Annotated in this window: 12 protein-coding genes and 1 pseudogene; 6 read left to right on the forward strand and 7 right to left on the reverse strand. The window is 73.4% G+C overall.

Annotation, left to right across the window (positions count from 1 at the left end; genetic code table 11):
* Positions 1 to 23 precede the first annotated feature (23 nt).
* Positions 24 to 1004: an AraC family transcriptional regulator gene (locus ACFPFQ_RS44680; protein WP_379629368.1), complete on the forward strand. Its 981-nt coding sequence runs from the start codon at positions 24 to 26 to the stop codon at positions 1002 to 1004.
* A 188-nt stretch (positions 1005 to 1192) separates the two neighbouring features.
* On the opposite strand, the gene ACFPFQ_RS44685 is transcribed toward ACFPFQ_RS44680, so the two are convergent.
* Genes ACFPFQ_RS44685 through ACFPFQ_RS44695 form a run of 3 tightly spaced genes read right to left on the reverse strand, consistent with a single transcriptional unit; the run spans position 1193 to position 3498 of the window.
* Positions 1193 to 1669, reverse strand: coding sequence for a nucleoside 2-deoxyribosyltransferase domain-containing protein (locus ACFPFQ_RS44685; protein WP_379629369.1), 477 nt, complete (start codon positions 1667 to 1669; stop codon positions 1193 to 1195).
* A complete protein-coding gene (locus ACFPFQ_RS44690) occupies positions 1666 to 2991 on the reverse strand; it encodes a serine hydrolase domain-containing protein (RefSeq protein ID WP_379629370.1) in 1326 nt (441 codons plus the stop codon). Before ACFPFQ_RS44690 ends, ACFPFQ_RS44685 begins: the two co-directional genes overlap by 4 nt.
* A gap of 30 nt (positions 2992 to 3021) precedes the next feature.
* Positions 3022 to 3498, reverse strand: coding sequence for a DUF4396 domain-containing protein (locus tag ACFPFQ_RS44695; protein WP_379629371.1), 477 nt, complete (start codon positions 3496 to 3498; stop codon positions 3022 to 3024).
* A gap of 324 nt (positions 3499 to 3822) precedes the next feature.
* Here ACFPFQ_RS44695 and ACFPFQ_RS44700 point away from each other — a divergent pair, with 324 nt between their 5' ends.
* On the forward strand, positions 3823 to 4587 hold the full coding sequence (locus tag ACFPFQ_RS44700; RefSeq protein ID WP_379629372.1) for a hypothetical protein: 765 nt from the start codon (positions 3823 to 3825) through the stop codon (positions 4585 to 4587).
* A gap of 7 nt (positions 4588 to 4594) precedes the next feature.
* Here ACFPFQ_RS44700 and ACFPFQ_RS44705 read toward each other — a convergent pair whose 3' ends face one another.
* Positions 4595 to 5092, reverse strand: coding sequence for an Lrp/AsnC family transcriptional regulator (locus ACFPFQ_RS44705; protein WP_379629373.1), 498 nt, complete (start codon positions 5090 to 5092; stop codon positions 4595 to 4597).
* Positions 5093 to 5219: 127 nt separating this feature from the next.
* Between ACFPFQ_RS44705 and ACFPFQ_RS44710 the strand changes: the two genes are divergently transcribed.
* The gene (locus ACFPFQ_RS44710) at positions 5220 to 7529 is read left to right on the forward strand and encodes a transketolase-like TK C-terminal-containing protein (RefSeq protein ID WP_379629374.1); all 2310 of its coding nucleotides are present in this window, start codon (positions 5220 to 5222) and stop codon (positions 7527 to 7529) included.
* Between the two features lie 12 nt (positions 7530 to 7541).
* Here the strand turns inward: ACFPFQ_RS44710 and lepB are convergent.
* The 3 genes and pseudogenes from lepB to ACFPFQ_RS44725 all read right to left on the reverse strand — a co-directional run.
* Positions 7542 to 8261: pseudogene (gene lepB, locus ACFPFQ_RS44715) on the reverse strand (signal peptidase I); the annotation flags it as partial.
* Positions 8262 to 8271: 10 nt separating this feature from the next.
* Positions 8272 to 9672, reverse strand: a complete 1401-nt coding sequence (locus ACFPFQ_RS44720; protein WP_379629376.1) for a sensor histidine kinase — start codon at positions 9670 to 9672, stop codon at positions 8272 to 8274.
* Complete coding sequence (locus tag ACFPFQ_RS44725; RefSeq protein ID WP_379629377.1) at positions 9672 to 10322, reverse strand: response regulator; 651 nt, start codon at positions 10320 to 10322, stop codon at positions 9672 to 9674. The genes ACFPFQ_RS44720 and ACFPFQ_RS44725 overlap by 1 nt, the downstream gene beginning before the upstream one ends.
* Before the next feature lie 81 nt (positions 10323 to 10403).
* On the opposite strand from ACFPFQ_RS44725, the gene ACFPFQ_RS44730 reads away from it, so the two are divergent.
* Genes ACFPFQ_RS44730 through ACFPFQ_RS44740 form a run of 3 tightly spaced genes read left to right on the forward strand, consistent with a single transcriptional unit; the run spans position 10404 to position 14181 of the window.
* Complete coding sequence (locus tag ACFPFQ_RS44730) at positions 10404 to 11462, forward strand: iron ABC transporter substrate-binding protein (RefSeq protein WP_379629378.1); 1059 nt, start codon at positions 10404 to 10406, stop codon at positions 11460 to 11462.
* Positions 11459 to 13003 carry an ABC transporter permease gene (locus ACFPFQ_RS44735; protein ID WP_379629379.1) on the forward strand — a complete coding sequence of 515 codons (1545 nt, stop codon included), beginning with the start codon at positions 11459 to 11461 and terminating at the stop codon, positions 13001 to 13003. The genes ACFPFQ_RS44730 and ACFPFQ_RS44735 overlap by 4 nt, the downstream gene beginning before the upstream one ends.
* Positions 13000 to 14181, forward strand: a complete 1182-nt coding sequence (locus ACFPFQ_RS44740; RefSeq protein WP_379629380.1) for an ABC transporter ATP-binding protein — start codon at positions 13000 to 13002, stop codon at positions 14179 to 14181. Before ACFPFQ_RS44735 ends, ACFPFQ_RS44740 begins: the two co-directional genes overlap by 4 nt.
* Positions 14182 to 14241 lie beyond the last annotated feature (60 nt).

A 14241-nucleotide genomic window follows, 5' to 3' on the forward strand; every position in this document is an offset into this window, starting at 1 on the left:
GTTAGCGTCTAGACTGCTGCACCATGGACGCATTCGGCAGCCTCCTCGACGGTCCGCGTGCGCGCGGCGCGTTCCTGCTGCGGGCGATGATGGACGCGCCGTGGTCGATGCGGATCCAGGACGAGGCCCCGCTCACGTTGATGGCCGTCACCCGGGGCGAGGCCTGCATCACCGCGGCCGACGGCGTGGTGCGGCGGCTGCGGCGGGGCGACGTCGCGATCATCCTCGGGCCGGACCCGTACGTCGTCGCGGACGAGCCGGCCACACCGGTGCAGGTGCTCATCAACCCGGGGCAGGTCTGCACCACGCCCGACGGGCAGCCGCTCGACCAGGCGCTCGACCCGGCGGTGCGCAGCTGGGGCACCCGGTCCCACGGCTACGTCGGGGTCCGGACATGGGGCAATACCGTCGACGGCACCACGTCGATGCTCATCGGCACCTACCGGATGCGCAGCGTCGTCGGGCAACGGCTGATCGCGGCGCTGCCGACGCTGCTGGTGCTGCCCGAGTACGGGTGGGAGTCGAGCCTGCTCGCGCTGCTCGGCGAGGAGATCACGAAGGACGAGCCCGGTCAGGACGTCGTGCTCGACCGGCTGCTCGACCTGCTGCTCGTGGCCGCACTGCGCACCTGGTTCGCCCGCCCGGACGCGGACGCGCCCGGCTGGTACCGGGCAGGCGGCGACCCGATCGTCGGACGGGCGCTGCGGATGCTGCAGGACAACCCGGCCCACGGCTGGACGGTCGCGTCGCTGGCGGCGGCCACCGGCGTCTCCCGGGCGGCACTGGCGCGGCGCTTCACCGAGCTGGTGGGGGAGCCGCCGATGACGTTCCTCGCGAGCTGGCGCCTGGCCATGGCCGCCGACCTGCTGCGCGACTCCGACAGCACCCTCGACACCGTGGCCAGGCAGGTGGGCTACGGCAGCTCGTTCGCGCTCAGCACGGCGTTCAAGCGGTTCCACGGGGTGAGCCCGCAACAGCACCGGACGGCGGCGGCGGCGAGCTGAGGCCGCCGGCCGCCACCCGTTGCAGGAAAGCCACTTTCCCGCAACGACGTTGCGGGAAAGTGGCTTTCCTGACGGGCCCGGGTGCGCCCCACCGCGCCAACCTGGTGGCCACCGCGCCAACGTCTCGCCATTAGCGCGGTGGCCAATTGGTTGGCGCCGTCGGTCCCCACCCGCCACCGCGGCGCGTCTCACCCCGCCAGCGATGCCGCCGCATCCACCGTGGCGTGGAGGGTGTGGTGCACCGGCCACCCCGGCAGCGCGTGGCGCAGCTGCTCCTCGACGTCGAGCCGGCGCGGGTAGTCCGGGTCCGTCCCCACCGCGAACCGGCGGGTGCCCGCCCGGGCCGCCGCCACGGCCATGCCGAGCTCGTAGAGCGCGATCGGTTGCACCGTCTCGCGCGGATCGCAGCGGGGGAACCAGAACAGCGTGACGTCGGCGGCCGTCAGGTGTTCGTACTCCCACGCGATCTGCTGCACCGCGTTGTCGCCGCGGCCGACGTCGAACGCCGCCCGGCGCGGGTTGAACAGCACCAGCGGCGTGCCGGCGAGCCGGGTGAGTGCCTCGGACTGCCAGTCGGGGCAGCCGGTGATCCCGCCGGCCAGGAAGATCGACGGGCCGTCGCCGGGGAGCCGCTCGTAGCGCTGCGGCGCCTCGACGCACCTCACGGCACGTGCCAGCCCGCATCGTCGACGCCGCCCGGCACGGGTGCAGCGGGGTCGTAGGGCGTGCGGGTGAAGATGAAGGTGGCGAGGTTGAGCGCGGTGGCGTCCAGGCGCAGCGTCTCGCCCGCGAAGTAGCCGTCCAGCCCGATCCAGGTGCCGTCCGGTCCCGGCCGGAATCGCGACGAGCGGCCGGGCCGTCCCAGCCCGCCCAGGTGCAGCAGCCCGCCCGGGATCGCCCGCAGGACGTACGGGGTCGGTCCCCAGTACCAGGGCCCGAGCAGCTCCAGCGGCACGGGAGCGGCGCTGGGTCGCCAGGCGTCGACGATGCGGGGCTCGGCGGCGCGCAGATCGGCGAGCAGCGCCGCGGTCAACCCGTGGTCGAGCCCGGACGTGGCGTTGGCCAGCACCAGCGCGGCCGTGCCCTCCTCGCGGTCGACCCACAGCCCCGCGAGGAAGCCCGGCATCGAACCGCCGTGCCCCACGAGCGTGACGCCCTTCTCCCGCTGCACCTGCACGCCCAGCCCGTAGGACGACCAGCCTGCACTGGCCGAGTCGATCCCGGCCGGCACGGTCATCTCCTCGACGGTGGCGGGGGAGAGCACGCCGCCGGTGTCGCCGAGCAGGAAGGTGGCCAGCCGCGCCAGGTCGTCGGCGGTGGCCCACAGCTGCCCGGCGGGCGCCATCACCACCGCATCGTGCTCGGGTTCGTGCTGCACGACGTCTGCCCACGGGTGCACCGCCAGCCCCTGCGCCGCCGAGCCGGACGGGCGGGGCGTGGTGCGCTTCATGCCGAGCGGTTCGAGCACCTCGTTGCGGGCGACGTCGGCCCACGAGCTCCGGCGCATCCGCGCGACCATCTCGCCGAGCAGCCCGAAGCCGGTGTTCGAGTAGTGGAAGCGCCGCGCGGCGGGCAGCACGACGTCGGCCTCGGAGAGCCGCAGCCCCTCCAGCGTGGTGCCTGGGCTGCGCTCCCACCACGAGCCGGGGCTCTCCGAGGTCGCCCCGCCCAGGTGGGCGAGCAGCTGTCCCACCGTGCGGTCGCCCAGCGGCGTGCCGGGCAGGTGCAGATCCAGCTGGTCGTCGAGGTCGACGAGGCCCTCGTCCCGCAACCGCAGCACGGTGATGGCGGTGACCGTCTTCGAGATCGACCCGAGCCGGTACTGCACGTCGGTGTGCGGCTCGGTGACATCGCCGCGTCCGGCCGACCACACCAGCCCGCCGTCGCGGACGACGCCGGCGACGAGTGACGGGATCCGGCCGTCGCGCTGGGCGCGTGCGGTGCGGGCGAGCATCGTGGCGGCGGTGGACGCAAGCAGTTCGGGCACGGGCGGCGACACTAGTGCCTGCCGCTGCCCTCAGGTGTGCGCACCACCGTGGTGGTACTGGTGCACCACCGCGTGTCCCCGGCCCCGGCCGATCATCCACCGGTTGACGGGGGTGGTGAGCACGAACGCCACCACCAGCGAGCCGGCCAGCGACAGCCAGAACAGCGCGCTCGTCAGCCCCGCGTCCATCGCGCCGGGCACGGCGAGGATGAAGGCGTTGTCGACCACCTCCATCACCGCGATCGAGACGGTGTCGGCGGCCAGTGCCACGCCCAGCGCGGCCCGCAGCCCCAGCCCCGCCTTCAGCACGCCGCGCATCGTGAGCGCGTAGCCGAACACGAAGGCCAGCGCGATCGACAGCACCACCGTCGCCCCGTTGTGCAGGTCCAACGCCGTGCCGATCACCATGCCGAGCACCTCGCCGATGGCGCAGCCCGTGAGGCAGTGCAGCGTCGCCTGTGCCGCGGCTGCCCAGGTCACGCCGGAATGGTCCCCGTGTTGATCCATACCCGTATTAATACCCCTGGGGGGTACCATGCGCAAGGTCGTCCGGATCACAGCGGAAAGCCCGATGCAACGCGGAGCCGGGTGCCGGACATCTACGGGTATGACCACGGGGGAGGGGGCGCATCGGGTGGAGGCGCCGCCGGGGGACCGGCCGGCGGCCCAGCGCGAGGTCGTGGCCCTGTGCCTCCGTCGTCGCGGCACTGGTCGTCACGAGGTTCGTGACCGTGGTGGGGTTGGGCCGTGACAACGGTCCGGCCGCCCGGCCCGACTCCGCCATCACTCCGCCGGTGGCGGCGACGCCGGCCCCGCAGCCAGGAGGAACAGTTGAACGACCGGATCGATCGTTGCAAGGCGGCGGTCGCCAAGAGCGGCCGGGCCGCCGACTACCCGGCGCCGGACACGTGGAGGGACACGTACGCCATGGGAACCGGCGCGCTCGAGACCGCCCTCGTGTTCAACGACGCGCTCGCCTGCCTGACGCCGCCGGGCAACGTCATCGTGTCGGGGCGGAGCGGCACGCCGGCAGGCGCGGTCAGCATCACCCGGATGTCTCGCGGGAAGCTGGTGGTCTTCAACCCCGAGCGGGTGGAGTACCTGATCGGTCTTCCCGCGAGGCCGGGAATCCACGACGAGGCGGTCGCGTTCGTCGACATCTACGCCGGTGAGACCCCGGCCCAGATGCGTCTCGTCGCGCCGGGTCACGACGGGCCGGCGCCCGAACCTGCGGCGGCGCCGATCGTGTTCGACGATCGGGGGCTCCCGGATCGGCCGGACTCGCCCGACGGGGCCGTGCTGGACGACTGCATCGGCCGGAGCCCGACCCACAGATCGGTGCGGCGCGGCTGGTGTCGACCGTCCCCTTCAGCCTCGGTGGCACCGCGTTCCTGCTCGCCGTGGGGCCGCAGGTCCGCCGCGCCGAGCTCGTCACCAGTGCCCAGCCGGGGGTGCCGGCAGCCACGCTGCCGTGCACGGTCATGGACGGGCTGGCGCTGTGCCTGGTCTCCGGCGCGCCGCGGTCGGGCGGGCTCGGGGTCGTCGTCCACGACCGGCTCGACGGCGGGACGAGGAACGCCGGTGCCGCTCGACTGAGCGGCTCCTACCCGCCGGGGGGTGGAGCAGGAGCCGCGCGCTGCTGCAGCAGCGGAGCCACCCGGTGCTCGACGAGCGTGGTCATCACCATCGACGTGGACGTCCGCTCGACGCCCTCGATCGCGAGCAGCAGCCCGGCGATGCGGTAGAGGTCGTCCCCGTCCCGGGCGACGACCTTCACCAGCAGGTCCGACGGTCCCGACACCCCCTGGACCTCCAGCACCTCGGGCACCCCGCCCAGCGCGGCGGCCACCTCGTCGAGCAACCGCTGCACGACCTGGACCATGACGTACGCCGTGAGCGGGAAGCCCAGCGCGGCGGGGTCGATGCGCCGTTCGAACGACGCGAGCACGCCCCGCGCCTCCAACCCGGCCAGCCGGGCCTGCACGGTGTTGCGGGACAGGCCGAGCCGCTCCGAGAGCGCCAGCACCGAGGCGCGCGGGCTCTCCGAGAGCGCCAGCAGCAGCCGCGCGTCGGTCGCGTCGAGGCGGTCGGCGTTGCGCACTCTGTCGGGCTCCTCCCGGCCGTGCCCGCGCCGGATTGAGCAGTCTGCTCAATCGTGGCGGCCGCGGTTGTGCAGTCATCCTGCAGATGATGCAGTTACCTCGCAACATGACGGCCAGGAGAGGGCGATGACGACGATGACCAGCACCCAGGCCCGACCGACGGAGGCGCTGCGCGAGATCGAGCAGCGTGTCCTCTGGCTGGCCACCGCGATCGTGCACCACGCGAACCGGGTGCGGCCCAACCTCAGCGGGTTGAAGGTCGGCGGGCACCAGGCGTCGAGCGCGTCGATGGTCACGATCATGACGGCGCTGTGGTTCGAGCACCTGCGCCACGGCGACCGCGTCTCGGTGAAACCGCACGCCTCTCCGGTGCTGCACGCCATCAACTACCTGCTCGGCGAGCTCGACGAGCGCTACCTGACCACGCTGCGGGCGTTCGGCGGGCTGCAGAGCTACCCGAGCCGGTCCAAGGACCCCGACCCCGTCGACTACTCCACGGGCTCGGTCGGCATCGGCGCCACGGCCCCGATCTGGGGCGCGCTGGCGCGGCGCTACGTCTCGACGCTCGACCCGGCCGTCGGCACCGGCCGGCAGTACTCGCTGGTCGGTGACGCGGAGCTGGACGAGGGCGCCTGCTGGGAGGCGGTGCTCGACCCGATGGTGGGCGAGCTCGGCGAGGTCGTCTGGATCGTCGACCTGAACCGCCAGTCGCTCGACCGCGTGGTGCCCAACATCGGGGCCACCCGGCTGCAGGGCATGTTCGAGGCCGCGGGCTGGCAGGTGCTCACGGTGAAGTACGGGCGGCTGCTCGAGGAGCTGTTCACCCGCCCCGGCGGCGACGCGCTGCGCCGGCGCATCGACGACATGCCCAACCCGGAGTACCAGCGCCTGCTGCGCTGCACGCCCGCGCAGCTGCGCGAGCGGGTTCCCGGCGACGACGCCGCGCTGGCGGCGCTGGTGGCCGACCTCGACGACGACACGCTCTACGCCGCCGTGCGCAACCTCGGCGGTCACGACCTCGACGCGCTGGGCAGCGCGTTCGCCGCCATCGATGACACCATGCCGACGGTGATCTTCGCCTACACGGTGAAGGGGCACGGTCTCGCCAGCGAGGGCCACCCGCAGAACCACTCGTCGCTGCTGACCCACGAGCAGTTCGCCACGCTCGCCGAGCAGGTCGGCACCGACGTCGACGCCCCCTGGGCGCGCTTCGACGGTGACTCGGCCGCGGCCGCGCTGTGCGCCGAGGTGGCGCAGCGGCTGCACCGCGACCCGGTGACCACGACGGCACCGCCGGCGCTGCCGACCGACATCGGACGCACCCCGGCGGGCACGGCCACCACCCAGGCCGCGCTGGGCCGCGCGCTGCTCGACCTCACCCGGTCCGCACCCGACGCGGCCCGGCGCGTCGTCACCCTCTGCCCCGACGTCAGCTCGTCGACCAACCTCGGCGGCTGGGTCAACAAGGTGGGCGTCTGGTCGGTCGACGACCGCGTCGACTGGTTCGCCGACGACCCGGAGACGATCCTGCACTGGCGCGAGAGCGCCAGCGGGCAGCACCTGGAGCTGGGCATCGCCGAGACCAACCTCGTCGGCCTGCTCGGCGAGCTCGGTGCCACCTGGAGCCGCTGGGGCCAACCGCTGCTGCCCATCGGGGTGCTCTACGACCCGTTCGTCGAGCGGGCGCTGGAGCCGTGGTCGTTCGGGATGTACGCGGGCGGGCAGTCGATCCTCGTGGGCACTCCGTCGGGGGTCGCGCTCGCGCCGGAGGGCGGCGCCCACCAGTCGATCAGCACGCCGTCGGTCGGGCTGGAACAACCCGGCTGCATCTCCTACGACCCGGCGTTCGCGATCGACGTCGAGTGGACGCTGCTCGCATCGCTGGCGCGGCTGGGCCGCCCCGACGGGACGTCGGCATACCTGCGCCTGTCCACCCGCCCGGTCGACCAGACGCTGGCCGCGGTGCCCACCGATCCCGCCGCCCGCGAGCGGCGCCGCCGCCAGGTGGTGGGCGGGGCCTACCCGCTGCGCCGGGCGGCGGGCGAGCCGGCCGCGACGATCGTCGCGATGGGTGCGGTGGTGCCCGAGGCGCTCGCCGCGGCCGAACGGCTCGCCGCGCAGGGCCAGGACTGCGACGTCATCTGCGTGACCAGCCCCGGCCTGGTGTTCGAGGCACTGCAGGCCCGCGGCGGGCACGGCAGCGCCGAGACCTGGATCCTGGAGGCGGCCTTCCCGGCCCGGCGCGCCGCCCCGATGGTGACCGTTCTCGACGGCCACCCCCACACCCTCGCGTTCCTCGCCGGCATCAACCAGGTGCGAGCGTCGCACCTGGGGGTGTCGCGGTTCGGGCAGAGCGGCGACCTCGACGACGTGTTCCGCCACCACGGCCTCGACACCGACAGCATCGTGGCCGCGGCGCTGGACCTCACCGACTGACGGTCAGGACCCGATGCTGCCGAACCGGGAGAACGGCAGCACGATCCAGCGGACCTTCCCGATCACGTTGGCCACCGGCACGGGGCCGTGGCCGGGGAAGCGGGAGTCGGCGGAGTCGTTGCGGTTGTCGCCCATCACCCAGATCTCGCCCGGCGGCACCGTGACGGGCGCGAACTCGGCCTGCAGGGCGGGACCGGGGGCCGCCGGGTCGTAGTAGACGTAGGGCTCGTCGAGCGGCTTGCCGTCCACGAGGATCCGGTTCTGCGCATCGCAGCACTGCACGGTCTGGCCGCCGACGGCGATCACCCGCTTGACGAAGTCCTTCTCATCGGGTGGGGCGAGCCCGACCAGCGACCCCAGTACCTGCAGGCCCTGCGCCAGCACGTTGCTGGGCGGATCGATGTGGACCTCGCTGTTCCAGCTGTCGGGGCCGCGGAACACCACGACGTCACCGGGCTGCGGGTCGCCGAACCGGTACGTGACCTTGTCGACGGCCACCCGGTCGTCGTTGCACCCGGGGCAGCCGTGCAGCGTGGCCTCCATCGAGGCCGACGGGATGACGTAGACCTTCACCAGGAACGTCTGGATGAGGAACGTCAGCACCAGCGCCACCACGATGAGGATCGGCAGTTCCTTCCAGAACGACCGGCGCTTGCGCTCGTGGGGGGCCCGGGCCCCGGGGCGGGCCCGGCGTGCGGGCTGCGCGTCGTCCGACGGGCCGGATGCGGTCACCCGGCCGAGGCTACGGGAAGTCGATCAGGTGCGGTGTCGTCGACCGGGTCGCCGGCCGGGTCACCGGCCGGGCGGGCACCGTGGCCGTCACGGTGGTGCCGCGAGCCGGCGCGCTGGTGACCGTGAACGAACCACCGGCGTCGGCCACGGTGCGCCGCACCAGGTGCAGGCCGAGGTGGCCGTCGGCAGCGGGCCGGTCCGGATCGAAACCGCGGCCGTCGTCGGTCACGGTCAACGTGACGCCTGCGCCGTGCCCGCCTGCCTCGTACCCGGCTGTCCCCTCCTTGCCTGGCGCCGCGACGCTGACGTCGATGTGGTGGGCCCCGCTGTGGCGCACGGCGTTGCGCAGCAGCTCCCGTGCCACGCGGTGCAGCAGGACCACCGTGGCACCGTCCAGGGGCGTGGGCAGCTCCACCACCACCTCGATCGCGGGCGCGGCGCTGCCCGCCGGTGGCGTCGACAGGTGCGCGACGAGGTCGGCGAGCGCGGCCGCCAGGTCGTCGCCGACCTCGGCGGCCGGCAACCGGTCGGTGGCCAGGCCGCGCAGCAGCTGCACGTCCTTCTCGACGAGGTGATGGGCCCGGTCCAGCAGCGTGGTGTGATCGCCCGCCCGGCGGATCGCGTCGAGCAGCAGGCCGGTGCCCGCGAGGTCCTGGATGACGCCGTCGTGGAGCTGCTGGGCGAGCGCGCGGCGCTCGAGGTCGGACGCGGCCAACCCGTAGTGCAACGCCTCGCGGCGCTCGGCCCGCTCACGCTCCATGCGGCGGGCGAGCGACACGGTGAGCGGGATCGTCAGCAGCCCGAGCGCCAGCAAACCGCCGAGCAGCAGCGGGAGCAGCACCGCCATCCCGTGCTCGGTGGCCGAGGCGACGTCGACCGGGATGTAGACCTCCAGCCGCATCGGGACGCCCGCCGCGTCGGTGAAGCCGATGTAGACCTCGACGAGCTGGTGGCCCTCGGCGATCTCGAACCGGTGCTCGTCGTCGCGCGGAACGGTCTTGGCCACCGCCTCACCGGCGTCGAGGCGCGTGACCAGCGCCGCGCCGAACGTCCGGACGTCACCCTCGTTGCGCGGCTCGTCGGAGAACACGATCCGGGCCTGCGCGCCGTCGGCGAGCCAGACCTTGACGCGGTAGACCATGCCCGAGCCGAGGAACGGTGCGAGGTCACGCACCATCTCCTCGTGCCGACCGGGCTGCGGCTGCCGGTAGTCGCGTTTCGACAGCGACACGGTCATCGCGCCCGCCACCTGCGTGGACACCCGCTGCGCGGTGCGCAGCGCCTCGCTCTGGGCGATCATCCAGGCACCCGCGAGCAGCACGCCCGACAGCACCACCGCCACGGCGCCGGTGAGCAGCCCGTGCCGCAGCAGCGCCCGCCGGACCGCGGGGTGCAGCGGCGCCCTGCGCATCAGATGCGGCTGCCGATCTCGACGAGCCCCAGCCGCCCGGCCGTGACGACGGCGTCGAGCTGCGAGTGCACGTCGAGCTTCGCGAGGATCGCCTTGATGTGATCGCGGGTGGTGTGCAGCGAGATGCCCAGCGCCGCGGCGATCCGGGGCGCGTCGCGCCCACCGGCCAGCTCGCGCAGCACATCGTGTTCGCGGGGGGTGAGGAGCGCCGCCGCCGCCTGCTCGCGGCGCAGGTCGGCGCAGACCATGAGACGTTCGGCCGTGGCGTCGCGCACCGCGGTGAGGATGTCGCCGAGCGCCCCGTCCTTGGCCAGGAACGCCACCGCCCCGAGCGCGAAGGCCCGCTCGGCCAGTGCCGCCCGCGGATGCGCCGTGAGCACCACGATCCGGGCCCGCGGGTGGGCCGCCAGCAGCGGCCCGATCGCGTCCAGGCCGCTCGCGTCGGGAAGCTGGAGATCCACGATGGCCACGTCGACGTCGACCGTTGCCGCCAGCGCCACCCCGGTCGCGACCGTGTGGGCGACCGCGACGCACCGCAGGTCGGGCTGCATGTCGAGGGTGAGTCGGAGCAGGTCGGTGAACACGCGGTGGTCGTCGAGCAGCAGCACCGACCGCTGGTGTTCGGTGATGTGGCTGGTCGGGGGCTGCACCCCCACATTCTAGGGAGATTCAGCGCGCGGAGAAAAGGTTAGCCTCGCCTGAATTCAACGCTGGATGGTCGAGGAGTTCCTGTGCGCATCACCCGCCGCGGCATGTTCAGCATCGCTGCCGCCTCCGTTCTCACCCTGGCCACCGCCTGCGGTTCGGGCACCGCAACGCCGTCGAACGCGGTACCACCTGCGCCGGCGGCACCCGCTGCCGGCGGGTCGATCGTGCTCTACAACGCCCAGCACGAGGCGCTGGCGCAGCTGTGGGCCGACGCCTTCGCCGCGAAGACCGGGATCAAGGTCGAGCTGCGCAACGGCAGCGACTTCGAGCTGGCCAACCAGATAGTGACCGAGGGCGCGGCCGCGCCCGCGGACGTGTTCATCACCGAGAACTCGCCGGCGATGTCGCTGCTGTCGAGCAAGGGCCTGTTCGCCCCGGTGGACGAGGCCACCGCGGCGCAGGTGCCCGCGAAGTACTCGTCGAGCAAGGGCGACTGGGTCGGCGTCGCGGCGCGCTCCACCGTGTTCGTCTACAACCCGACGCTGCTGCCTGCCGGGCAGCTCCCGGCGTCGATCATGGATCTGGCCAAGCCGGAGTGGAAGGGCCGGTTCGGCATCTCGCCCAGCGGCGCCGACTTCCAGGCCATCGTCAGCGCGGTCTACGCGGTGCAGGGTGACGCGGCGGGGGCCGCGTGGCTGCAGGGCGTCAAGGACAACGCCAAGATCTACAAGGGCAACAGCACGATCATGAAGGCGGCCAACGCGGGCGAGGTTCCCGGCGGGGTCATCTACCACTACTACTGGTACGGCGACCAGGCCGACAGCGGTGCCAACAGCGCCAACACCAAGCTCCAGTTCTTCGGCAACAAGGACCCGGGCGCGTTCCTGTCGGTGTCCGGCGGTGGGGTGCTCGCCTCGAGCAAGCACGCCGCGCAGGCCCAGCAGTTCCTCGCCTTCATGACCAGCGCCGAGGGCCAGAAGGTGCTGTCGGACAGCAAGGCCCTCGAGTACTCGGTCGCCTCCGGGATCGCACCCAACGCGAAGCTCAAGCCGCTCACCGAGCTGAGCCCGCCCGACGTCGACCTCAACACGCTCAACGGACCGAAGATCGTCACCGAGATGCAGCGCGTCGGCCTGCTGTGACGCGCGCCGTCGCGGCGGGTGGCCGGGGGCGTACCGGTTACCCGCGGCTGCGGCTGGCCGCGGCGCTCGCGGTCGGGGCGCTCACGGCGATCCCGCTCGGCTACGTCGTGGTCGGGGCGTTCGGTGCCGGGGCCGACCAGGTCGTGGCGCTCGTCTGGCGGCCCCGGGTGGGGGAGCTGCTGGTCAACACCGTGCTGCTGACGGTGCTGGGCATGGCGGTCAGCGCCGTGCTGGGCACCGGTGCCGCCTGGCTGGTGGAGCGGTGCGACCTGCCCGGTCGCGGTGCCTGGACGGCGCTCATGGCGGCCCCGCTGGCCGTCCCGGCGTTCGTCAACAGCGTCGGCTGGTTCTCGCTGACGCCGTGGGCGCAGGGTCTCGGCGCCGCGGTGCTGATCACGAGCCTGTCCTACTACCCGCTGGTCTACCTGCCGGTGGCCGCCGTGCTGCGCGGCCTGGACCCGGCCTTCGAGGAGCTGGCGCGGGCGCTGGGCAACGGGCCGTGGCGCACGTTCTGGCGCGTGGTCGTGCCGCAGCTGCGCCCGGCCCTGCTCGGCGGCGCCCTGCTCGTCGGGCTGCACCTGCTCTCCGAGTTCGGTGCGCTGCAGTCGCTGCAGTTCGCCACGTTCACCACGGCGATCTACGACCAGTTCCAGTCCACGTTCAACGGGTCCGGCGCGACGATGCTCGCCGGTGTACTCGTCCTGCTCTGCCTGGTGCTGCTGGTCGGAGAGCTGCGCCTGGCCGGCCGGGTGCGGACCGCGCGGGTCGGGGCCGGCGCCGCCCGCAGGCCCGTCCCGCACCGGCTCGGCGCCGCTCGCGTCCCGGCACTGGTCGCGATGGCGGTGCTGGTGGTGATCGCGCTGGGCGTCCCGTTGGGCAGCGTGGCGACCTGGCTGGTCACCAGCACGTCCACGGCGTTCCCGCTCGCGGCGCTCGTCGCCACGACGGCGACGTCGCTGGGGCTGGGCGCGGCGGCCGCCGCCGTGACGGTGGCACTCGCGCTGCCCGTCGCGTGGCTGGCGGTGCGCCACCGCGGCCGGCTGAGCCGGTTGCTCGAGCGCTGCACCTACGTCGGCAGCTCGCTGCCCGGCATCGTCGTGGCACTCGCGCTCATCACGCTGGCGATCGGCGTGGTGCCGGTCCTCTACCAGGGCCTGGTGATGTTGCTGGGCGCCTACGCGGTGCTGTTCATGCCCCGGGCCATGGTCAGCGTGCGGGCGGCGCTGGGCCAGGTGCCCCCCGAGCTCGACGACCTGGCGCGCTCGCTCGGCGTCGGGCCGCGTGGCGTGCTGCTGCGTGTGACGTTGCCGCTGATCCTGCGCGGTCTCGGTGCGGGTGCGGCGCTGGTGTTCCTGGCCGTCGTCACGGAGCTGACCTCGACGTTGCTGCTCGCCCCGATCGGCACCCGCACGCTCGCCACCCAGTTCTGGAGCGCCAGCTCGGAGATCCGCTACGGCGCCGCCGCGCCCTACGCGCTGCTGATGATCGTGATCTCCGCGCCGGTCGCCTGGCTGCTGACCCGCGAGAGCAGGCGCGCGTGACCGCGGGACTGCAGCTCCGCGATGTGCACAAGGCCTACGGCCCGGTGTCGGTGCTGCACGGCATCGACCTGGACGTGGCAGCGGGCGGCCTGACCGCCGTGCTGGGCAGTTCCGGCTGCGGCAAGACCACGCTGCTGCGCCTCGTCGCCGGTTTCGACCGGGCCGATGCCGGCACCGTCACGATCGACGGGCGGCAGGTGGCCGGTCCCGGAACGGCACTCGCCCCCGAGGACCGCCGGATCGGCTACGTCACGCAGGACGGCAACCTCTTCCCGCACCTCACGGTGGCCGCCAACGTCGTGTTCGGGTTGCCGCGCCGGGCCCGCCGCGACGTGTCGCGGGTGCCGCCGCTGCTCGAGCTCGTCGGCCTCGATGCGGGCTACGCGCACCGCTACCCGCACGAGCTGTCGGGCGGGCAGCAGCAGCGGGTGGCGCTGGCCCGCGCGCTCGCCCCGGCACCCGGGATCGTGCTGCTCGACGAGCCGTTCTCGGCGCTGGACGTCGAGCTGCGGGAGAGCACGCGCCGCGCGGTCGTCGACGCGCTCGCCGCGGCCGGGACGACCACGGTGCTCGTCACCCACGACCAGTCCGAGGCGCTGTCGCTGGCCTCGCGGGTGGCGCTCATGCGCGGCGGCGCGATCGTGCAGGAAGCCACCCCCACCGAGCTCTACCGCAACCCGGTGGACCGGGCCGTCGCCGAGTTCGTCGGTGCGGTGGTGGCGCTGCCCGCCACCGTCTCGGCCGGGACGGCGACCTGCGCGCTGGGCGCGCTGCCGGTCGCGGCGCCCGACGGGCCGGTCACGGTGCTGCTGCGTCCCGAGCAGATCGAGATCGGGACGCCCGGGGTGGTGGCGCAGGTGGTGGCGGTCGAGTTCCACGGCCACGACGCCCTGGTGCGGCTGGAGGTGGCCGGGGCGGCGGGGGTGGTGACGGCCCGGTGTCCCGGCTTCCGGACACCGTCGGTGGGGGAGCGGGTGGGGCTGATGGTGCGCGGGGTGGTGCGGTGGGAGCGTGCGCCGACCTCGCCGGGATTGCAGGAAAGCCACTTTGCCGCAACGACGTTGCGGGAAAGTGGCTGTCAGGAGAATCCCCGTCCGAACGCGGCCTACCAGCGGGACCTACCGGGAAGCGCACCCGACGCCCCCGCGCAAGAGCCCGCCGCCGCGCCGGGCGAGTGATCAACGCCCACAGGTTCCGGTTCGATCATGAGCCAGTACGCGCTCGGCGGCGAACGCGCT

It is taken from the genome of Pseudonocardia sp. GCM10023141, assembly GCF_042653605.1.